This is a genomic window from Kluyvera sp. CHPC 1.2972 (genome assembly GCF_036759925.1).
Classification (GTDB): Bacteria; Pseudomonadota; Gammaproteobacteria; order Enterobacterales; family Enterobacteriaceae; genus Kluyvera.
The window spans coordinates 312,237-334,350 of the sequence record NZ_JAPKIB010000003.1 but is presented as its reverse complement, the minus strand read 5'-3'; the positions used below and the strand labels follow the sequence as shown (position 1 = coordinate 334,350).

The 22,114-nt window shown below is 48.5% G+C and carries 20 protein-coding genes; 13 read left to right on the top strand and 7 right to left on the bottom strand.

Annotated elements, in window-relative coordinates; genetic code table 11:
* The first annotated feature begins 345 nt into the window (after nt 1–345).
* Nucleotides 346–3,738 carry a retention module-containing protein gene (locus V6944_RS07635; protein WP_333498507.1) on the top strand — a complete coding sequence of 1,131 codons (3,393 nt, stop codon included), beginning with the start codon at nt 346–348 and terminating at the stop codon, nt 3,736–3,738.
* 126 nt (nt 3,739–3,864) lie between these two features.
* Here V6944_RS07635 and V6944_RS07630 read toward each other — a convergent pair whose 3' ends face one another.
* A complete protein-coding gene (locus tag V6944_RS07630) occupies nt 3,865–4,260 on the bottom strand; it encodes a DUF1398 family protein (RefSeq protein ID WP_333498506.1) in 396 nt (131 codons plus the stop codon).
* A gap of 246 nt (nt 4,261–4,506) precedes the next feature.
* Between V6944_RS07630 and V6944_RS07625 the strand changes: the two genes are divergently transcribed.
* From V6944_RS07625 to V6944_RS07605, 5 genes are all read left to right on the top strand, one after another.
* Nucleotides 4,507–4,731 carry a hypothetical protein gene (locus V6944_RS07625; protein ID WP_333498505.1) on the top strand — a complete coding sequence of 75 codons (225 nt, stop codon included), beginning with the start codon at nt 4,507–4,509 and terminating at the stop codon, nt 4,729–4,731.
* A 295-nt stretch (nt 4,732–5,026) separates the two neighbouring features.
* Nucleotides 5,027–6,361, top strand: a complete 1,335-nt coding sequence (locus V6944_RS07620) for a sensor domain-containing diguanylate cyclase (RefSeq protein WP_333498504.1) — start codon at nt 5,027–5,029, stop codon at nt 6,359–6,361.
* Nucleotides 6,362–6,465: 104 nt separating this feature from the next.
* On the top strand, nt 6,466–7,101 hold the full coding sequence (locus V6944_RS07615) for a carbonic anhydrase (RefSeq protein ID WP_333498503.1): 636 nt from the start codon (nt 6,466–6,468) through the stop codon (nt 7,099–7,101).
* A gap of 368 nt (nt 7,102–7,469) precedes the next feature.
* Complete coding sequence (locus V6944_RS07610) at nt 7,470–7,730, top strand: DUF2534 family protein (protein ID WP_333498502.1); 261 nt, start codon at nt 7,470–7,472, stop codon at nt 7,728–7,730.
* A gap of 195 nt (nt 7,731–7,925) precedes the next feature.
* Nucleotides 7,926–9,401 (top strand): GGDEF domain-containing protein, encoded by a 1,476-nt coding sequence (locus V6944_RS07605; RefSeq protein ID WP_333498501.1) that lies wholly within the window; start codon nt 7,926–7,928, stop codon nt 9,399–9,401.
* A 100-nt stretch (nt 9,402–9,501) separates the two neighbouring features.
* Here the strand turns inward: V6944_RS07605 and V6944_RS07600 are convergent, their stop codons facing one another.
* The 4 genes from V6944_RS07600 to V6944_RS07585 all read right to left on the bottom strand — a co-directional run bounded on the left by V6944_RS07600 (nt 9,502) and on the right by V6944_RS07585 (nt 12,388).
* Entirely contained in the window at nt 9,502–9,606 is a 105-nt protein-coding gene (locus V6944_RS07600; RefSeq protein ID WP_035897158.1) for a YoaK family small membrane protein, read from the bottom strand.
* Nucleotides 9,607–9,652: 46 nt separating this feature from the next.
* Nucleotides 9,653–10,672: a sensor domain-containing diguanylate cyclase gene (locus V6944_RS07595; protein ID WP_333498500.1), complete on the bottom strand. Its 1,020-nt coding sequence runs from the start codon at nt 10,670–10,672 to the stop codon at nt 9,653–9,655.
* 257 nt (nt 10,673–10,929) lie between these two features.
* On the bottom strand, nt 10,930–11,943 hold the full coding sequence (locus tag V6944_RS07590) for a phage integrase (protein ID WP_333498499.1): 1,014 nt from the start codon (nt 11,941–11,943) through the stop codon (nt 10,930–10,932).
* 145 nt (nt 11,944–12,088) lie between these two features.
* The gene (locus V6944_RS07585) at nt 12,089–12,388 is read right to left on the bottom strand and encodes a helix-turn-helix domain-containing protein (protein WP_333498498.1); all 300 of its coding nucleotides are present in this window, start codon (nt 12,386–12,388) and stop codon (nt 12,089–12,091) included.
* A 121-nt stretch (nt 12,389–12,509) separates the two neighbouring features.
* On the opposite strand from V6944_RS07585, the gene V6944_RS07580 reads away from it, so the two are divergent.
* The 7 genes from V6944_RS07580 to V6944_RS07550 all read left to right on the top strand — a co-directional run bounded on the left by V6944_RS07580 (nt 12,510) and on the right by V6944_RS07550 (nt 18,929).
* Nucleotides 12,510–12,779, top strand: a complete 270-nt coding sequence (locus V6944_RS07580) for a regulatory phage cox family protein (protein WP_333498497.1) — start codon at nt 12,510–12,512, stop codon at nt 12,777–12,779.
* A 162-nt stretch (nt 12,780–12,941) separates the two neighbouring features.
* On the top strand, nt 12,942–13,442 hold the full coding sequence (locus V6944_RS07575) for a replication protein B (protein WP_333498496.1): 501 nt from the start codon (nt 12,942–12,944) through the stop codon (nt 13,440–13,442).
* A gap of 64 nt (nt 13,443–13,506) precedes the next feature.
* Complete coding sequence (locus V6944_RS07570; protein ID WP_333498495.1) at nt 13,507–13,719, top strand: DUF2732 family protein; 213 nt, start codon at nt 13,507–13,509, stop codon at nt 13,717–13,719.
* 11 nt (nt 13,720–13,730) lie between these two features.
* Nucleotides 13,731–14,006, top strand: a complete 276-nt coding sequence (locus V6944_RS07565) for a DUF5405 family protein (protein ID WP_333498494.1) — start codon at nt 13,731–13,733, stop codon at nt 14,004–14,006.
* Nucleotides 13,996–16,272: a replication endonuclease gene (locus tag V6944_RS07560; protein ID WP_333498493.1), complete on the top strand. Its 2,277-nt coding sequence runs from the start codon at nt 13,996–13,998 to the stop codon at nt 16,270–16,272. Before V6944_RS07565 ends, V6944_RS07560 begins: the two co-directional genes overlap by 11 nt.
* 324 nt (nt 16,273–16,596) lie before the next feature.
* Complete coding sequence (locus V6944_RS07555; RefSeq protein WP_333498492.1) at nt 16,597–17,586, top strand: reverse transcriptase family protein; 990 nt, start codon at nt 16,597–16,599, stop codon at nt 17,584–17,586.
* 2 nt (nt 17,587–17,588) lie between these two features.
* The gene (locus V6944_RS07550; protein ID WP_333498491.1) at nt 17,589–18,929 is read left to right on the top strand and encodes an AAA family ATPase; all 1,341 of its coding nucleotides are present in this window, start codon (nt 17,589–17,591) and stop codon (nt 18,927–18,929) included.
* A gap of 352 nt (nt 18,930–19,281) precedes the next feature.
* Here V6944_RS07550 and V6944_RS07545 read toward each other — a convergent pair whose 3' ends face one another.
* Nucleotides 19,282–20,319 carry a phage portal protein gene (locus tag V6944_RS07545; RefSeq protein WP_333498490.1) on the bottom strand — a complete coding sequence of 346 codons (1,038 nt, stop codon included), beginning with the start codon at nt 20,317–20,319 and terminating at the stop codon, nt 19,282–19,284.
* Entirely contained in the window at nt 20,319–22,088 is a 1,770-nt protein-coding gene (locus tag V6944_RS07540; protein WP_333498617.1) for a terminase ATPase subunit family protein, read from the bottom strand. Before V6944_RS07540 ends, V6944_RS07545 begins: the two co-directional genes overlap by 1 nt.
* Nucleotides 22,089–22,114 lie beyond the last annotated feature (26 nt).

The window sequence follows — 22,114 nt, the reverse complement described above, 5'->3', positions numbered from 1 at the left end:
TTTTTTAAAATATTAAAATTCTTTAATATGGTTAAATTATCAATAAAATCATTGAAATAGATGGTTGTCTCGATTGGTGTGCCTATTGTTTTACTAATCTATTACCATTGCTTTGGTTAATGCTAAAAACAAAAACAACAATAAAGATGATGCCTTTAAAATAAATACAAAAATAACACGTGAATATTATTACTAATGCGACAAGGGATATATATATTTGGAGGTTAAAAATTTAGACTGGTGTTTAGTGCCAACCGTTAATACGTAATTAATACGATAAACATGATTGATAAGTGGGCTATTCCATTTTCTACCGCGTAATTTGCATTCTAAGGAGAGACAGTTATGTCAGCGATTATAGGAACGATAAAGGCAGTTATGGGACAGGTATGGATCGTCGCGTCTAATGGTACTCGTCGTCTGGCAACGGAAGGTGAGCAGGTTATGCGCGGGGAAGTCGTCGTAACCGATCAGGGAGCTGTGACCGTCACGCTCCCCAGCGGTAAAAATATGGATCTGGGCCGTGGCAGTGAATGGGGCAGCGAGGCAACGTCAGCTTCTGCCTCTGCGGATGTCGACCCGCAGGCCATTGCTGCAGCGCAGCAGGCAATTGCCGAAGGTGCTGACCCAACCCAGATTCTTGAAGCAACGGCTGCAGGTAACAGCACCATTATTGATTCGTCATCCGCACCGACGGGTGACCATAACGGCCATACCCACGTCATCCTCGACCTGACAGGTGAAATTCTTGACCCAACGGCAGGCTATCCAACAGAAGGGTTGGATACGGCGACGATTGCCCCAGTGGAAGATATCACGCTGATAAAACCGGATGTTGCCAGTAACAGCGATGAGCCGGTAACGCCTCCTGAACCTCATCCATTGCCTGAAGCCAGTATCACTATCGATGTGATTGCGGGTGATAACGTTATTAATATGCGTGAGGCGACTCAGGAGAAGACCGAAATCAGTGGCACGACTGGGTTGGATGTGCGCCCAGGCGACACGGTAACCGTGACGGTTAACGGCAATGAATATCAAACGAAGGTAGGTATTGACGGACGATGGTCGGTTGAGGTGAATACCAGCGATTTAGTGGCGACTGGCGATGTTCATGCCAGCGTGACGACTTACGACCAGTATGGCAATCAGGCAACCGCCAATGCGGAGAGCTCGGTGTCAATGGCTACCACCCTGCCGGAGGTGACCATCACCATTGATGACGTGACCGGCGACGGGGTGATCAACCTGGAGGAAAGCCAGCAGGCGGAGACGGAGCTGACCGGGCGCGTCACCGGAGAGGACGTGGTGCGCTGGGATGAAGTACAAATCACCATCGGCGACCAGACTTTTACCGCGACGGTGCAGGACGATCTGAGCTGGTCGGTGAAGGTGCCGACGGAACTGCTGCAGGACGGCACGCAGATTGAGGTCAGCGTCAATGGCTACGATGCGGCGGATAACAGGGGCTACGACACCGACGACACCGGGGTGGCCCGTGACCTGGCGGTTGATGTGACGATCGTTATTGACCCTATTACTGGTGACGATTACCTCGACACCTCTGAAACCACGCATTGGCAAGGACAAGATGCGCCGACGACGACGATCACCGGCTACGTCACCGGAGAAGCCACGGAAAACGACACGGTAAGCATTACGGTTAACAATACGACTTATGACAATGTGCCGCTCAAGCAGGTTGGCGACAAATTAGTCTGGGAATTAACGGTGGATACGGCGGAATTAGTCGCGACGCCAAAGGTTGATGCGCATATCACCATTACTGATGCCGCGGGGAATACCGATTTCAGTGACTATTCACGAACCGTCGAGGTGGAAACCGCATCGGAAAAATTAGGCACGGCTGGCAGTGATACCATTAGTGCAAATGAAGGCAGTAGCACAGTCATTATCGGTGACGTAGAGGGCTTTCAGGCCCAGCCAGGGCAGGACTACAATATTGCTTTCCTGGTGGATACTTCTGGCAGCGTATCAACTGATGATATCAAAGCGTTGGTTGCATCCCTGAACACCGTATTCACGACGTTGGCCGCTGGTACCGCAGTCGAAAACTCCGGGACGTTGAACATATTATTAGTCGATTTCGATGCTAATGTTCGATTTTCCTACGAAGCGACATTTACCTCAAGTATGACTGATGCGGAGAGAAGCAAGGAGTTAGCCGATCTCATTTCGCAAATGAGTAAGATGAAAAGTGATGGCAGTACCAACTACGGTGCGGCATTTGAAAATGCGGCAGAATGGTTCTCAGGCTTTGAAGGTGATGGAAGCACCAATCTCACCTATTTTATTACCGATGGGAAACCAACAATCTATACGGGTTCTTTGACGGTTGTTGATGTGGATGCGCGCAGTACCGCCACCGCTTACCTTGATATTAATGCCATCAACTTTAAGTTGGGTACTGCCTACTCGATGAGAATCAATGGTACCAGCAGAGAAGTTGTTGATAAGAACGGTAACGTATACGAATGGAATGGAAGCACGAAAACAAAAATTGGTACCGTGGTTTCGGATGGTGCGGGTGGCTATAAAATAACCGGCACATTTGGTTCTGGTACTGCTGCGAGTGCGGATAACCCTAACGTTACCAACGGGGCACTGAGCTCCTTTGCCATGCTATTAGCGGTTTGCGGTACCATTGAAGCGTTGGGCGTGAATAGTGCCATCGGTGCTAACGATCTTAAAGCTTATGACTCTGATGGGAACGTCCAGACAGATATCAAAGCCAGCGAACTTGCTGACGCGATCCTGGGTAAAAACGATATTCGTGTGGCAGGCGCGGAAGACATTGTTCAGGGGAAAAGCGGCAATGATATCCTGTTTGGTGATGCCGTAGAATTTGCAGGAATCGCAGGAAACGGCTTTGCAGCCATTAGGGAGTTTATCTCGAAGGAGATGGGCGTTGACGTCTCTTCTATCACCTCCGCCCATATTCATCAGTATATTACCGATCATCCTGAAGTATTCGACATGTCACGAAGTGATGGCGGTGATGATATTCTCTTTGGCGGTGCGGGAAACGATATTCTCTATGGCGGCGGGGGGGATGATATCCTTGCCGGTGGCGACGGCAATGACCTTATCTACGGCGGCCAGGGGAATGATATTCTGTTTGGTGACGGATACAACGAGTTTAGCGAATTATTCAACTATATTTCGACTAAATTAGGGGTAGAAAGCCCGACGCTTGCGGATGTACAAAAATACATCATCGACAATAGTCAGGAATTCGATATAAGTTCACCAGAGGGGGGGGATGATACACTCTATGGCGGGGTGGGGAATGACATTTTGTTCGGTGGTGGTGGAAACGACCTGCTGTACGGCGGTGAAGGCAATGACACCCTCTACGGCGGTACCGGCAACGATATTCTGATTGGCGGTAAAGGTGATGATACGCTGTACGGCGGAAGTGGCAGCGATACGTTCAAGTGGCTTAAAGGCGATGATGGGCACGATGTCATTAAAGACTTCCGTGCCGACGAGGGCGATCGCATCGATTTAAGCGATCTACTGGGCGATGTTGCCGAGACCGATCTCGCTTCTTATATCAGAATCACGGATGACAGTAATGGCAACGCGGTTATTGAGATCAATACCAATGGGCAGATAAACACTGGGGCAACAATGAGCATCACGGTTGAGAACTGCTCTGCCGGGGATTTTGATATTAATAGCCTGATGGCGAAACCGGACGCACCAGTCATTTAATGGTTCAAGGTGTATCACTATCAGTACTAAGATGACCGCTTCGGCGGTCATCTTATTGCAATAATAAAACATTTCATCGCTGCGCTAACACAATACTCGGCGGTCTTTTATTGCACCTAAAAAGAATTACGTAGGATTAATGATATTTTCCGTGTGTAATAGCTGATTATCTTTTGACCAATAATAGCGATTCACCTCATTGACATCCACCACCCATTTAAACACACCGGCACGGGCCAGTTCCCGGCAGTACTGGTCAAAGGTGGTTACGTGAGTGAAATGGCGCTTGGCGGCAATTCGCGTCAGGCAGCCGCTGGCCTCTGAGTTAATTTTAATGAGCCCGCGGTCGCTTTTCATGGAAATGTAGGAGTCAGAAGAGGTCACAACCTTTACATTCCCCGTAGCAACGAAGTAGATGTAATACGAGATGTTGTTTTGTTTTAATTCTGTTAAGAATTTCAGGAGGTCTGGTTTATTTCGGACTTGCTCAAAAACTCCGCTGAGCATTTCATTAAATTCCATTTACGCTCCTGATGTATGCCTTATGTTGTATTGGTGTTTATTATTATTTGATTGAATTGTGGTGATGAATAGTTAACTTGTAAATAAATTAAAATTCTAATAGTTTACGGCTGACATTTTAAGGTCTGCAAGTGAATTGTAATAGTATTCCAATTGTTACTAAGTATTGCTATTGACGATGGCGAATTTGATAGCGCGATCGCACATATCACCCTACACTGGGCAAGAAATCATAAGGAGAGAGCAATGTTAGAAGGGTACTTCGATCTCGACGGCGCCACCGGCGTTGATGCCGCTGAAAACCACAAACGTTTACTGGCTGTTCAGGCCGCGCTGGAGATCTCTAAAGCGTCGGTTTCTGCATCTACGGCCAACGCAGGGATCCGCTCGCAAATGGATCTGCGCAACGTGTCGCAGGAAGTTGCGGCACTTGCCGATGCTATCCAGGATGCGCTGGAAATCGGGGAGTAACGTCCTGATACCGCCTTCGGGCGGTTTAGCAGGCCGCGTATCTGTAAATTCTCGACGGTCTGGACGAATTTAGTGGCATTAAACACCGGCAAAGCAGGTTTTTCGTCGACGGTCATATTAATCATCGATAAATTATATATTTAAATTTCTTTTTATTGATGATGGGAATAATTAAGTTGTACTACATTAATATTTAAATCTCGCAGAGAACTATAAAAACAAATATTGATTAAACGCAATATGCTCATACATAACCGAGGATTATAACAATCAGAGTCGTCATGGAGGACTCTATATGGGCCAACGCCGTCATCGAATACCCCCTCGGGTTAGTTTTTTCTTAATCACTGCATGCCTGATGCTTGTTAGCCTGTTTGTATTGGCTAACCATCTGACAACCTATCGAATTGTCATTCCAGATATTTATTATCTTGTTTTTACTGGGCTGCTTTTATTGCTGGATGCGATTATTTTTTTCTTTATGATTTTTCAGTTTATATGCGATCGAAAACTATTATACGTAGCCATTCTTGGATTAGGTTTTTTAGGTTCTGATATTTATTGCGTAGAAGCCGTAACGCTTATCCAGAAACTTATTTCTGTTTGTATTCCGCTTCATGCAATGGCCAACGATCTGGCTATTTTTTATCTTTTTCGCCAGATAACGTTTATCATTGCTATCCTTTTTTCACTTTACTATGCCTATCTGCTGAATAAGAACATTATCCCGGACGGCAGAGATGGCGCACTGGCGATAGTACTGGCGTTTGTGGTTTTCTTCCTTGCGCTTTTTGCGCATAACTTGTCCAACTATAACCCGCAAATTTCATTAAATCTTATTAACAAGGCGAATGGACACGATCACAATGCCTGGAGTAGTTACTACAGTGCCTTGATTGTCGCGGGCTGGTTTATGGCGCTGCTATTGGTGATCGTCACTACCCAACTGAGAAACCTGCTGTGGATGAGCATTGCGGCATTTTGCATTTCATGTCTCTTTAGCAACCTGATTTTGCTGAACCTGAATGAGTATAACTTCTCCGTCTGGTACCTGAGCCGCGGCATAGAGGTGGTCTGCACTTTCTTTGTCATCATCGTGCTGCTCTATGACATCTTCCTGATGCACAAGAACTCCACCATGCTCTCGATACATGACCCGCTCACCGGCATCTATAACCGCGCCTATTTCTATAAAGAGCTGCAGCAGCTTATCGCATCTGGTGAGAGCATCGGTCTGATGATTCTGGATATCGATCACTTTAAACGCATCAATGACCGTTATGGTCACCCTACAGGGGACGCGGTGATACGCTGCGTCGTCGAGCTGACAAAAAACGCCATTCGCGAGTGCGATATTCTGGCACGTATCGGCGGCGAAGAGTTTGCCGTGTTAATGCATAACGCCTCTCCGCAGGTGGCGCTGACGGTGGCGGAGCGCATTCGCGGATGCATTGAATCAGGGACGGCGAAAGCGGGAGCAAATCTGACGCCGGAACCGATGACGGTGAGCATCGGCGTGTTTAGCTTATTAGAGAAGCGCTTCACCGCCGATGAGTGCATTTCGTTTGCCGACAAGGCGTTATACGCCGCCAAGGAGAGCGGGCGAAACAAAGTTGTTGTCAGCAAGTAACGGCAGGTTACACGATTGAGTACTTTCCCTTCTGCGCGCAGGTGGTACACTGAAAATGTGATTTCCATCATGACCTGCGTAAAAACGAAAAAAGAGATACTGCTATGCAACATATCATTGAAGGGTTCCTCAACTTTCAGAAAGAAGTTTTTCCTCAACGTAAGGAACTCTTCCGCAGCCTGGCCTCCAGCCAGAATCCTAAAGCGCTGTTCATCTCCTGTTCCGACAGCCGTCTGGTGCCAGAGCTAGTCACTCAACAGGAGCCGGGACAGCTGTTCGTTATCCGTAACGCCGGTAATATCGTGCCGTCCTTTGGCCCTGAGCCGGGTGGGGTGTCCGCCACGATTGAGTACGCGGTTGTCGCGCTGGGCGTGACCGATATTGTTATCTGCGGCCACTCTAACTGCGGCGCTATGAAAGCCATTGCCACCTGCCAGTGTCTGGAGCCGATGCCTGCGGTTTCCCATTGGCTGCGCTACTCCGACGCGGCGAAAGCGGTTGTCGAGAAGAAAACCTACGCGAATGAAACCGATAAGGTGAACGCGATGGTGGAAGAGAACGTGATTGCCCAGTTGAACAACATCAAGACGCATCCGTCGGTGGCCGTTGGCCTGCGCGATAACGCGATTCGTCTGCACGGCTGGGTGTATGACATTGAAAGCGGCGCGATTCATGCGCTGGATAAAAACACCAAAACGTTTGTCTCCCTGGCCGATAACCCAGAAGTCTTCTTCGAATAATCGTCACCGGACGCTGCCTGCGGGCAGCGCTAGCGGTTTGTCACCAACCGCAGCTTGCCGCGCTTTGCGGAGCGCCGGGGTGACGCATTCGTAATCACATAAAGAAAAGGTTGCCAGGCCATTGCCTTGTCCTCCGTTGCCGTTGTTTTAAACATGGCAAACTGGAGAAGCAGGGCGCTCCGGCGAAAGACTGAATCTGGCCGCCTGCGCTCATGCTTTAGCATGATGACCGCCGTCAAAACGGGAGCCGCGTGCGCCCGTTTTTTATTGCCACTTCGTTACTCACCGCAAACAAAAACATTCAATTTATGCTTCATTGATGTTACAAATACAGCGAAATATCATGCGATCGGCGTCGGGAGGATGCGATGATTCTGGAAAAACTGCGAACACCAAACGGCAAGAAATTCCTGCTGTGTGCGGTGGTAGTATTTGCCATTGCTTTAGTGGTGGTAGGGCGGGCAACCTTTGGTGGTGTGGTCAGAGAATATAATCTGCCATACGCTGAGTGGACAACCGGCATGTTTGTGCTGCAAGGGGCGATGGTGATGGTCTACAGCTCGATATTCACCATCCTGTGCTCGATCCCGCTGGGATTTTACTTCTTAGGCTCCGAAGAACAGCAGTAATCACTTCGGGTGAGCTCCTGCGCTCACCCGCCTGAGTGGGTATTGCCATTCCGCTTAACTCCTGACAGGATCAAATTCTCGCTTGCGAAAGTTCTCGACCATAATGATCTGATACGTATTGAAAACGTACCGTGACGCTGTGGCTAACTGCGCGGGTGGCGTTTCAGGGAATTAACCCATCCGTACGGGGTGTCAGTGAGAATCATTCAGGATAGTTTGCGTAAAAAGCAGTCTCTGCTGGCCTCAGCGGTAGTCACCTGCCTGCTTGTCTGCCTTGCCGTTTTCCTGTTGTACCAGCGAACGCTATCGCAGGTAAACGAAGGGATTCACGAACTGCAAAACCAGATGGTCACGATGTTTAACGATAACGAGCTGATGGCGGAAGCCGCAGGCGTACGTTATCAGCAGATCAGCCGCCACTATATGTGCGGTGATGCCGATGTTTTTAAGCCCCGTGGTGATGCCTGGGGAATTAACGCCGACCCAAAAAACATCGATAACCAACATGGCGCGCTGATTGCCCGCAGCCCCGAGCGCAGTGCTCGCTGCATCTATGTGGCTGCTGAATATATCCGGGATAAAGTTCGGGCGCTTAACCCGGAGCAGCACGATACCCACCGCTATATTATTGCCAGCGATGGCCGTTGGTTTTATTGGTTTATTCCCGCAGACTCTGTACCATTTAGCTTTGAAAGCTCGCAGATGGCGCATGACCCGAGCCAGTTCTTCCACGAACCGGAAATGTTCTACGACCGGGTGCTGCAAAAGAGCATTCATAAAAAATCCCTTAGCGCCACCACCTTTTATGCCGACAAAATTACCGGCGAGAAGGCTTACAGCGTGGTGAGCTATATCTACGATCTCTCCGAAGGTGAACCCAGTAATCATATTATCGGCTATCTGGCCTACGACCTCTCGCGGGTCGAGCTACTGCGGATGCTGAATCAGGCGTTTAACCAACAGGTGCCGCCGGGGCTGATTCTGGGCTATCAAAGCCGCGAAAGCGGAGAAGTGTTGTGCATTGTCGGTAACTGTCGCTGGCTGGATAGCTATCGTATTCATACGGTCTCATTGCGCTATGAAATTAAATACGCGCTACCGGTGTGGTTGTTTATTACGCACAACCCTTATGCGCTGGCTATTCTGGCGATGGCGCCGGTGCTGCTGCTTTTACTGTTCCTGCTGATTCGTTATCACCTCAACCACGCTGACCTGCGTTTTTACCGTGACCCGCTAACCGGCTGCTTTACGCGCAATATTTTTGCGCTTATTCAGGATCGCGGGCTGCCCTTTATGACGGTCATTCTGTTTGACAGCAATAAGTTTAAGGCGATCAACGATAACTATGGTCATCAGGCGGGAGACCGGGCGCTACAGGTCATCTCGCAGTGCATGCTGAGCGATGTTCGGGCGAACGGTGATTGGGTGATTCGCAGCGGCGGCGATGAGTTTGTGGTGTTGCTGAGCCGGACGGATATTGCCCATGCGCATATGGTCGCCGAACGGATTGCTGCAAAAATTGCCGTGTTCCCGTTCAGCCCGCAGGGGCAGCCAGTGCCGCTATCGGTATCCTGGGGCGTGGCGCCGTGCGTCACGACGCTGGATGCGGCAATCCAACAGGCCGACGAAGAGATGTATCAGATGAAAAAACGCAGTGGTGAGAGGCGATAAGCCGGGCAGGTGCGCGGCTTATCTCCGATTTACCACCAGCCGAGCTGGACGCCCACGACGGTAATAACGGCAATGATCAGCATAATAATCGTGGTCTTTCTCATTGTGCTCCTCCCGGCAGTGCGTAACCGCCTATAAAAAACCAGGCCAGAAAGATCACGGCGATAATAAAGATAACGATGGGGAAGGCGATACCCAATCTCATTGTGACATCCTGAATTTTATCCAAAACAGTGCGTATGATACTGTAATTATTCAACCCGTTGGGCGCTAATTTCCGGGCGATGACGGAATTTTTTATCCTGATACATTTCACTGTCGGCGGCGCGAAGCGCGCTGTCAGGGTCCATCAGGTTTGGGTCAACCACGATGGCACCGATGCTGGCACCAGGATAGTGAATCAGCGTGTCGCCGAGCAGATAATCGCCAACTAATAGCTGACGCAGCGTTTCGGCAAACTGCTCAAGTTGTACCGTGGCGCGGGCAAGGGTGGCGACCATAAATTCATCGCCCCCCAGCCTGCCAAGCTGGTCGTCGGCTGAGATGCCAAGCTTTAGCCGCTGACCCACCTGCTGTAAAAACGCATCGCCCGCCTGGTGGCCGTAGCAGTCGTTGATCATCTTAAATTTATCGAGGTCGATAAACGCCAGCAACACCGAATGGTTCAGATGCCGGGCAAGGGAGAACAACATCTCCAGATTTTCAAACACTGCGCGGCGGTTCGGTAGGCCGGTCAGCGCGTCGGTGTAGGAGTGATAAATCAGCGCCGCGTTGGCTTCCTGAAGCTGTGAAACCAGCGACTCTTTCTCGATATAGCGGGCAATGATGCTGGCAAACAGCTGCAGCACGTGTTCGCTATTGAAGCTAAGTGGCTTTTGCTGAGTGCTGGTCGCGCACAGCGTGCCGTACAGGGAACCATCGGTCAGATGGATAGGCGTGCTGAGGAAGGTGGTGATCCCCAGCGCTTTTGCCGCATCGCAGTCGGCCCATTGTTCCGGTACGTGGTCGCTGTAAAAACAGCCGTCGTCCATCGCGCGCTTACATAGGGTATCGCCCCAGGGAACGGAGAGGTTTTCCGGGATGTTCATCCCGCCGCTGTTGCGCGAATAAACGATGTGCTGCAGGTCGGCCTGAGTATCAATTTTCGTCAGATAGGTGGACTCCATATTGGTCACCAACTCAAGCATCTCAAGCAGCTGGCGAACAAGGCTTTCCAAAGATTGTTCAGTGGCAAGTGTCTGCGATACCCGGGCAAGAATAATATCTGACATGAAAACGAGAGTCCCTACGATAGCGTGAATGGTGGTATTTGAGCCTAAATGACGTCCAGACTCACTAAATTTTATACATTATGTATCCATAACGTAAGCACTCTGTGGCTAAAACGTATGTAACGGGAGGTTATCTGCTTCTTATTACAGATAAAAAAAAGCCCCATCGGGGGCGTTGGTAGCCCTTTGATATATGGGCTTTCAGCGGTGTAATGCGGGTTAGAACACCACATAAAGCCACTGAAAGCCGCTATAAATCACCCGAGTGTGGACACTGTGTGGACGTTTTCGGGTTCAATGCCGCCCTTTAACGGATTGAGTGTTACGGCATCTTGTAAATACTCTGGCGCGAAGTGCGCGTAGACCATTGTCTGCTCTATGCGCGCGTGACCGAGTATTCTTTGTAGCGTGATAATGCTTCCTCCGTTAATCATGAAATGCGTGGCAAAACTGTGCCGTAGAGCATGGGTCGCCTGTCCTGTTGGTAGGTCGGGCTTTACCTCTTTCAGTACCTGCCGGAACAACGTGTAATCAGCATTCGGGAACAGGAAGCCGCGTTTCACGCTGGTAAGCACTTCACATACTTCTGCTGATACTGGCACCGTTCGGGGTTTGTTCGTTTTGGTTTTAACAAACGTCACCCGATTATGGATGATGTGCTCGGCTTTTAGTTTTGCCGCTTCACCCCATCTCGCGCCCGTGCTAAGGCAAAGAACCGCTATTTTTTTATTGTCACCTTCGAGCTGTGAGAAGAGGGCGGTAATTTCCTCGTTGGTTAAATAGCCCGTTTCGGGCTTCTCTTCCTTGAGTCGTTTACGGCCTCTTATCGGGTGCTCACCATGGTATAACTCTGCATCAATCAGAGCGGTAAACATTCCGCTGATACATGTCAGATCCCGATTGATGGTAGATGGCTTAACACCTTCACCTCGCCGCGCTGCAACATACTGGCTAATTACCGTCTTTGTAATCTGGAACGCGCACGGATCGCCGGTTATCACCGCGAATTTCTCGACCTTTCCACGATTATACTTTCCCCATTCCTCGTGCTTGGCCTTGAGTTCCCACCAGATTTGAATCAACTCGGAAAGGTGCCTCTTATCGGTCGGCTTCGCTAACCAATCCTTGTTATGGTGGTTGTATTGCGTGTGCTTCTCAAAGGCTACCGCCTCGCTTTTCTTGTCAAACTTCCTGCGGATGCGTTTTCCGTTGCGTCCGCTAGGTCTAATGTCCACTTCATAACGACCATCATCGAGTTTCTTAATTGTCATAAGACCCCCGGACGAATGGCGATAAGTTGTTTTTTCTTTACTGCTGTTATGTTGTCTTTGCGCGTATCTCTAGCAAATTTGTTGTATTTGTCATGTTTGGCAACAAGTAAACAAATTTTGTAATAAATATACGCACGGTGAATAGTTAACCAGTCTTTTGGTCTGAGTGCTGCGATGTTGTTACATCTTGCCCAAAGTGTGCGAGTGCCGGTGCAATCTGCCCGGCCTCAGGAGCAATCTGATCGGTCATAAACCACAGCGTGTACTTGGTAAACCGGGGATGCTGCAAAATCTTCATGATGGATTCAACGCCAGCGTTTTTAGAGCGGCTTTCGTAACTACCCAAAGAACTATAAGGAACGCCGGTTAAGTCGCTGAACTCTCTACGATTCAACCTTTCTGACTCTCTAATGAGTTTGATTTTCTCAGATACGTCTATTGACACAATTACTCCGATTGCGTTAATTTGCGACTCAAGGAGTCGTTATAATTTAAAGGGAGTTGCTCCAAAGTGGCAATTATTAGCCATTAAGAGCAACTATTAACACTAACGGAGAATGTAGCAGATGAGCAGACAGCTTGTAAGCGCAACTGATGCCGTCCCTTACCAAGAGTTCGCAAAACTCATCGGTAAAACACCGGCGGCGGTGAAAGGAATGATTGAAAAGGGCAAGTTACCTGTTGTTGAGATGACCGACCCGCAATCTACATCAGGGCGTGCCGGTGAATACTGGATTTACCTCCCAGCGTGGAATAACGGCATGAAACTGGCCTATGAAAGCCGTCCGAAGGAAATTAGGGAAGGGTGGTTGATGTGGTTGGGGTTAGGTGGCTGATATGACAGAACCTCGTTGCATTGCTCAATTACTACGTAATCAGCAGGGCGAAAACCATATCAATTTTACTATTACGCATGGCCGGGGGCGTAAGGGCATCATCATTCGCTCTCGTAAAATCAGCCGTGTTTCTGCCTTTCTCCGTTTTTTAGGGGTGACCAAATGCCAGTGATGACCATCGGAATTGTCGAGAAACAACCCGCAGCTCTGCGCGGCTTGATTGGAAAGTATCTGGCTGCGCCTCGCTGGTCTGATACATGTGATTTCTATAACCAGATGATGGAACGCGAGCGACTGACTATTTGCTTTCACGCTCAGTTAAAACAGCGCCACGCAAATATGCGCCTCGAGGAAATGAACGACGCAGATCGCGAGCGCTTGATTAACGCGATTGATGAGCTGCGTAATACGTTTTCAAAATCTCGTCAGATGGGGGCAAGTGCTTCAACGTTTGTCGGACGCATGACAGTTAGCCAGCGCCGCGCGCTTTTCATGCATGCCGGATTAACTGAAAAAGAATTCAATCAGCCCATTTGGCGCACCGATGAGGCGTCATGTTATTGGCGTGAGCAGCTATTACGCGCGCTGCGTGAATTAATGGCGTTATTTGAAAACGCACCAACAATATTAACATCAGTAAAGCCTGAACAATATTTGCATTAATTGACTAGATAAATAATTTACGCACTTAATTGTGCGGGGCATCTTTTTGTCTGGAGCTAGGTGAATGGAAAAGCAAATATCGGTACCTCACAGCAATTTAAAAGAGCTGTTCGCACAGGCCACTGTCGATGCGCAGCTAGTTACGGCAACTCGTTTCGCGTCGGCGCTTGATTCTCTGATAGCTCACATTTGTAAGTCTGAAATGAATCGGACGGAAATTATCGAGTTGTTAGGTCAAGAGTCCGCAAAACTTCACAACTCTATTTTGAATTCTTAATAAGGGACGGCATGAGCATTCATATTGTTATTGATAATAAATTCGTAATTACCAGCGACCAGTTTCAGTTTATTCTACAGGAAAAGAAAATTGCCAAATCTGGGAAAAATGCTGGGAAAGAGTGGCTGAGTACTGTCGGTTACTATCCAAAATTAAGCCAGCTGGTTTCTGGTTTACTCCATCACTCAATTCTGACCGGCGACTCGACCTCGCTTGAATCGCTGGCCGTGCAGGTTGAGCGCCTGGCCGAACAGTGTCAGGCGGCTTTCTGTAACGATGGCCGTTGAGAAACAGGGGCGCGTTGCCCCTTCGCCACCACCATTTTTGAAAACTGCCGGTGAGCCATTCACCGGCGCTTTCCCATGGAATAAACCAAAAGCGGCCATCGGTCGCGACAGACCTCTTACACGTGCCGAATTCCGTCAGGTGCAAGCGGTTTTATTCAATATTGACCGTCTGCCGTTCTTCCTGAGCTCGCATTTTACCTCACGTTATAACTACATTCGCCGGACTAAAAGCCCGGTGCATGGCCTGTTCTACCTGAAAAAAACATTTGAGGAACGGCTCTGGCCGCGCCTCGAGCGTGTTAATCAGGTGTACGGGATGGACACCAGTAAATCAATTCGCCTCTTATCCGAGCGTGACGAATTCGAAACGTTGCCGGGCATGAATGACAAAGTGCTGAAGAAATTCGCCGCACGTTTGTCAGCACAGCTTTTCATGGCGTATGAGGAACTGAGTGATGAATATGCCGAGGCATACGGGAGCAAAGAGGTGCTGTTTACTGATGAGGCTCAATCTCATTTCTATGGCGAACTAGCTCAAGCAGTGCGCGCACTTAACATCACCCCGATGTACTGGAAGAAATACCGGAAAGGTCAAATGACCATCCGTATGGCCTACTCAGCCATCGCGCGCATGATGAATAACGAGTGGTGGGTTAGCCAGCTTAAAGCCCAGCGCATGCGCTGGCGCGAGTCCCTGCTGATTGCCGCCGGTGAGGTCAATAAAGACCGTTCTCCGTACGCTAGCAAAACAGCGATTCGGGATGTTCACGCGCGCCGCCTGGCTAATCTGGAATACCTCAAATCATGTGAACTCGAGAACAAGGCAACCGGCGAGCGTATCGACCTGATTAGTAAGGTTATGGGGAGTATTTCGAATCCTGAAATTCGTCGTATGGAGCTGATGAATACTATCGCCGGGATTGAGCGTTACGCCGCTTCAGTGGGTGATGTAGGCATGTTTATCACGATCACCACGCCGTCAAAATATCACCCGACCCGTCAGGTCGGAAAAGGTGAGAATAAAACCGTACAGCTTAATCATGGCTGGAATGATGGGGCATACACGCCGAAAGATGGTCAGCGCTATTTATGCGGCATCTGGAGCAAGATGCGCACAGCGTTCAAAGATAATGATTTGCAGGTGTACGGGATGCGCGTTGTTGAGCCCCATCACGACGCAACTCCCCACTGGCATATGATGCTGTTTTGCAAGCGCAGCCAGCGTAAGCAGATTACCGACATTATGCGTCGCTATGCGATGAAAGAAGATGGACACGAGCGCGGCGCGGCACGCAATCGCTTCGAGGCGAAGCATCTCAACAAAGGCGGCGCTGCTGGCTACATCGCGAAATACATCGCTAAGAATATCGACGGCTATGCGCTCGACGGCCAGCTCGATACCGATACCGGAAAACCCCTTAAAGATACAGCTTCGGCGGTCACCGCATGGGCGTCGACATGGCGCATCCCTCAGTTTAAGACGATTGGCCTCCCGACGATGGGCGCATATCGCGAGCTCCGCAAGCTGCCGCGCGGCGTCAGCATTGCCAGCGACTTTGACGACCGTGTCGAAGCGGCTCGACATGCTGCTGATGAAGGGGAGTTTGATTTATATATCGCCGCACAGGGTGGCGCGAATGTCCCACGCGACGACCAGACGGTCAGGGTCGCGCGCACCACTTCAGATGAGGTTAACGAGTATGAGGAAGATATCGAGAGAGTCGTCGGTATTTACGCCCCGCATCTTGGCGCTGGTCATATTCGAATCACCCGCACATCCGAATGGCGCATCGTTCCAAAGGCCGTTGCCGTTGAGCCTTTGACTTTAAAAAGCGGCATCGCCGCGCCTCGGAGTCCTGTCAATAACTGTGGAAAGCTCACTGGCGGTGGTGATCCGGTTATGACCCCGACACCGTCTGAGCAAGCCGCAGTGGTGTTAGATCTGATTGAGCGCGGGGTTATCGGCTGGAATGAGCCAGACGTCGTGAAGGTGCTTAACGGCGTGTTAAAAGCTGACACACAACTTAAAAATCGCCAGCAAAGAAGCAATGTGCCGCTGAAAACCAGAGAACAAGCGTCATACGCTAGGATGACTAAAACCGAAAGGGAGCGAGTTACAAAAATTAGTTTTGATTTGGCTCAGGAGGGGATTACCCCGGAATGGTGGGAACTCGACGTGCTGTCGCGTGGGGCAACAGTGATTTATGGCGTTAGAAAATTTGTTTACCCGATCAAAGACGAATGCTTGAATCATGAGTGTGGTTAAATAATTATAAAAAAATCAAATGGTTAGTTTTTTTTGTGAATTTAACTTTGATTTGAGCGATGTCCGATTGCTTGAGATGTTGTAAATACTCATCATCTGGTTTAAAGTATTTTCATGCCAACGACTAGGAGTATCTCCAGTCATTAATGTTGGCCTCTACAGGCCTTGATATAGTGTTGCTCTTGTACTGCCTTCTTCTCGAGAGAAGGTATGTACAAGAAGTAAGGCCTGAAAAGTGAGGGTATCTGGGGTGAGAAACCACTAAGAGTTAAAGCATTCATCTTAGAATCCATTCAACTCAAAAAAACAAAAGCCCAGTTAACGATGAAACCCCTTAGCCTCGAAAAAGCCTTCAATATCGCATTCTTCGACAAAGATTCCTTTCAGAATTTTCTTTCATTTGAACCATTTAGACAAACTAAATTTTCGTCATTTGATGAAAGATTAATTGCTGAGCCTAGCTCTAAACTAAAAGAGTATCACAAATTTATAAATGAATTCGTTCTATCTTACTTAAGGGTAAATAAGGATGTTGTATTTTCGTATAGAAAAGGCAGTAGTACTTATGATGCAGTAATACTTCACGCTAAAAGTAAAGTATTCTTCAATACGGATATCAAAAGTTTTTTCCCTTCCATAACACGTGAATATGCGCGATCGGTTTTAGTAAATAATTTGTTAAACATTCCTATATCTGATTTAAATGTTCACTTAGATAAAATATTAGATTATGTAATTATCGATAACTCCTTACCTGTCGGTTTTCCGACATCACCAGCCTTAAGTAATGCGTGTCTGTACGAATTTGATGTTGCGATGCAGCAATATTGCGTTGAGAAAGGGTATGTATTCACGCGCTACTCAGATGATATTATCATCTCTTCTGAAAATGATGAGGGTTTTGATGATATTAATCTTATTGTGGCTGGTTTTCTTGAGGTTTTTGGGCGGGGACATTTCAGGTTAAATCCAGTAAAAACAAAGCTGATAAAAAAAGGCAATAAAATAAAACTGTTAGGGATGGTAGTTTTACCTTCTCAGAAAGTCTCTGTTGACATTAAAGTAAAGAGAAAGCTTGAGCATTTAATTCATTTTTATATAACAGACAAAGATAAATTTATCGATTCTATATTGAAAGACTCAAAGGTTAAAACTAGTGGGTTGAATGATAGCGAAATCCTAGAAAAGGGCGTTAATACTGTTTCTGGTCTTTTGAATCATATAAATACAATTGATAAGACTTACCTCGATAAGCTTAAGAAAAAATACGGCAATACGATTGTTGATATGTTTTTTTACAAGAATGTAAATTAAAAATGAAAATAAAGATTGAGATCTCGAAAATTCAGCATGTTGAATATATGTCATTTGATATTGATCTTTCTGAAAATAAACTGACTTGTATTGTAGGTAAGAACGGTGCTGGAAAGACAACGCTAATCAAGGCAATTAAAAATTTACAGTCTGCAGATACATTCCTAAAGACGTCTTCAAGATACATATTCAATCCTGATAGTAGTATTGTATATAATATCAATGATAATGATATAACATATGTCTATGATGAAAGATTAAAAATAATTGATACCAAGCAAATAATCCCAACAGAGATAAAAACTAATCTTTATGTTGAGTTACCGATTCCGCATGGGATGAGATTTAATAACTTTCCAATACTTAGTAAAATTGATTCAGAACTTAGAAAAAGTATTGCGTTTGAAAGTTATAGTGTTCCTGAAGACTTGATAAATATATTTAGTGAGGTTTATCAGTCTTTATCATATAATAATCTTAAGTCATTTTCTGTAAAAAATGAAACTTTCTACTTCAGATTGAATGATAATGGGACATATATAAGAGAGGATTACTTCAGTTCTGGCGAGTATTTTATTTTAAATTTATTTAGAATGATTGAGCTCAAAAGAAAATTTATTGTTATTGATGAAATTGATATATCACTAGACTCATCTGCTCAAGTCCATCTTATAGCAGTGCTAAGGGAGTATTGTCAGAGGCACTCGGTGAATATTGTATTCACAACGCATTCACTTGCTTTAATGCAAACGTTGAATGATGATGAATTATACTATATGTGCGAGAGTGATGCTGGCACAACTATTACAAATCGTTCATATAATTTCATAAAAAGTACACTTTTTGGATTTAAAGGGTGGGATAAATACATTCTTACTGAAGATGAGGTCCTGCAAAGTTTCTTGGAGTATATAATTAATGCTTCTGCAAATGACTACTTCTATGAATATAAAATAATATATGTTGGTGGTGGGACTAATGTCATCGATTTAATGCGTCGTAATGAGAGGGAAACATTTCTAACTACTCAGCAAAATGTTATCTCTGTGTTGGACGGAGATCAAGTAGGTTTGAGGCATGCTCGAGGTGATAATATTTTATGCATACCTTTCCAAAGCGTTGAAAAAGATTTTTATGAGGCATACGGGCAAGATAGTTCGATTCCTAGAGTTACTACTAGAGGGCACGATAAACTTGATAAGCAAGTTTATCGTGGGGTAGTGAAGACCTATAACAACGGCTGGGATGAAACTAGAGTTTTTGAATACCTTGAGAGATTAAAACCTGCTGAGTGTGAAACATTCAGGCAGCAAATAAGAGCATTTCTCCAAAGGAATATTTAAGCAAAAGGTTAAATTTAGGCTTCTTAATCTTATGCATTTCTATCTGCATGAATTTGCATTTGAAAATTCCAATTCTTTGCCGCGAGCTATGCCATGTCAGGCGTGGCTCTGGCCCTATAATGCGTCTGCATGAAAAGCGACCCTTTAAGCGGGCAGGCGTGGCGGGGTAAGCATTGCGCGCTGAGCGTGGTATTTATTTTTATTTATCAGCGCCTGAGCGCGTCCCAGTGGCGTTGTCGTGGTCGCGGGTGAGTGACGAGGTGCGGTGAAGCGTCGACGGCGTGTCGTGGCTCTGAGGGCGTTGTGTACGGTGGGGGTAAAGCCGCCACGATGGGCGGCTGTGGTGGGGTTATCAGTCGTCGCCGAGCGAGTATTTTTCGAAGCGGATAATCTCTTCTCCCGCCCACTCGTTAAGCTCCATGAAGCGCGCCTGTAGCGGGGTCAGCTCGTTACGCACAAAGACCTTTGCCACCTTCTCAACGTCACCCACTGAGCCGACGTTCTCCGGTTTGCCGCCCATGAGCTGGAACGGGATGCGATGCGCGTCGAGCAGGTCAGCGGCGCTGACTTTCTTGATATTAAAAAAATCATCCTTCGTCGCGACTTCGCTCAGCGGCACAATTTTAATCCCGTCCGGTTTGCCGTGGGGCGCGTAGAAAAACAGATTTTTAAAATTGCCTAGCCCTTTCGAATCGCGCATCGCCTTTCGCAGCGCCTCGACGTCGGTGCTGTTCTGCGCGGCATCGGTCACGTACATGATGTACCCGGCGTGGGCGCCGTTCTGATAATACTTTCGGCGAAACAGGGTCGCTGACTCATTCAGCCAGGCTGAATTGAGCGCGCTCAGATATTCCGGCATCCCGTAAAGCTCCTGATTAATATCAGGCTCGAGCAGGTGGAAGACGGAACCGGCTTTGAACTGGTGCGGCTGCGTGTAGCTCTGAATGTACCAGTACACGTCATCCTCGATGCCACGGCGGGTGTATTTCGCCGGTGAGGTTTCCAGTTTTAACGGTTTGCCGGTCAGGCCGCGACGCTCTTCGATAAACGCATTACCAAACACCAGATAATCGAGTGCGAATCGTGTGAAGTCCTGACGGGATAACAGCGGGTGCGGAATGTAGGTCGACACCAGAATGTTACGCTTCACGTAAATCGGCGAGCTGTGGTGAACGGCGGCGCGCATGCTCTTCGCCAGCCCGGAGAAACTGACCGGCGGCTCGTACCACTGGCCGTTATCGATACACTCCACATAATCGAGAATGTCGCGGCGATCGAGTACCGGCGTCGGCTCCCCAAAGGTGAACGCCTCCATACTCGGTGTCGGAGCGGCGGTATGATTTTTGCTGCGCGGCGGCTGCTGGCGCGCGTTGTTGCGTTTCTTGCTCATTAGTTCCACTCCATAATGCTGGATGACTGTTCGCCGGTCGCGGCGGTCAGCGGCTCATTGATTAATACGTGCATGGTCGCCCATGCGAGGTCAGCGTGACTGGCTTCCTCGGTGCGGCTGGCCTCATAGGTCGAGCTGCGGCCGCTGCTGGTCATGGTTTTACGGATAGACATAAACGACTGCGTGAGGTCGGTCGCGCTGACGTCGTACTCGAGGCAACCGCGTCGAATGGTGTCTTTGGCTTTCAGTACCATTGCGGTTTTCATTTCCGGCGTGTAGCGGATTTCCCGCGCGGCTGGGTAGAACGAGCGCACGAGCTGGAAGACGCCCTGACCAAGCCCTGTCGCATCGATGCCGATGTATTCGACGGTATATTTCTGCGTGAGCTCGCGAATGGATTCGGCCTGTTGGGCAAAGTCCATCCCTTTCCACTGGTGACGCTCGAGGATGCGGAACCGGCCACCGGCGACGACCGGCGGCGCGATGACGACGCACCCGGCGCTGTCACCCCGTAATGACGGGTCGTAACCAATCCAAACCGGGCGGTGACCGAATGGCCGGTCGGCGAAGGGCTGGTAGTCCTCCCATTTTTCGAGACTGTCGACCATACAGCGCTGGAGCTCTTCGAACGGGAATACCGACGCTTTGTCGTCGACGAACTCGCACATAAACAGGTTGCGGAACTCTTCGACGCTGTTTTCGCGCTTCAGCGTATCGATGTTAAACAGGGTGCATCCTTTGGCGAGCGCGTCCTCGATGGTGACAATCTGCCGCCACTGGCCGTCTGGGCAAGCGACGCCCTTCGCGAGTGCAGCATGACTGATATCGATATCGACGCGTTCGCTCTTGTCATTTCGCCCCTTGTTGAACTGTTCTCCCGACCAGAACGGATAGGCACCGTGTGCCAGCGATGATGGGGTCGAAAAATAGGTCGTGCGCAAGTGCTCCTGTGATGACATGCCACCGGCGACGCGCTTCAGTTTCTGGAAGTTGGGGATCCAGAAGATTTCGTCGACATACAGGTCGCCGTTGTGACTCTGCGCCGTGTTGGCATTGGTGCCGAGAAACATCAGCTCAGCGCCATTGTTGCCGAGCACAATCGGGTCGCCGGTGAGCTCGACGCCAGCCTGTCGGGCAAAGGCGATGATGTATTTTCGGAACACGTAGGCCTGTGTCTTACTGGCTGATAAGAAAATCTGGTTGTGGCCGGTCTTCAGCGCCTGTAGTAGCGCTTCACGCGCAAAGTAGAACGTCGCGCCAATCTGGCGGGATTTCAGAATGTGCCGTATGCGGTGCGCCAGCCCCGCGCGCCACCACTCGAGCTGATACTCGAATGACTGGTCGCGGAAAATCTCCTCGAGTTTCCCGATAGCCTCTTCGCTGAAAAAATTCTTTTTCGGCTTCTTCTTTTCCCCTTTGTTGCGGTTGGCCACGTTCGGGTTTAAATCCGCTTCGTTACCGGTCTGGCCGTAGCGGTTAACCCTTGCGAGGCGCTCCATCTGGCGCGCCAGAAAATCCGCGACTTTGAAGTCATGCGGCGTCAGGTCAGGCTTTGCATAGAGCTGAATCAGCCGCGCCTCGAGCGTGAACTCAACCCGGTTTAGCGGGGCGGTCTCTTCCCATTTGTCGCGCTGCTTCCAGCTCTGCACCGTGGGGCGTTTTACCTGCAACTGCTCCGCGATTTGCGGCACGGAGAACCCTTGCCAGAACAAAAGCGCGGCCTGTCGTCGCGGGTCGCTGAGTAATGATGTGTCGGTTGTGGTGGTCATAAAACCTCGCCGTGATAAGTACACGG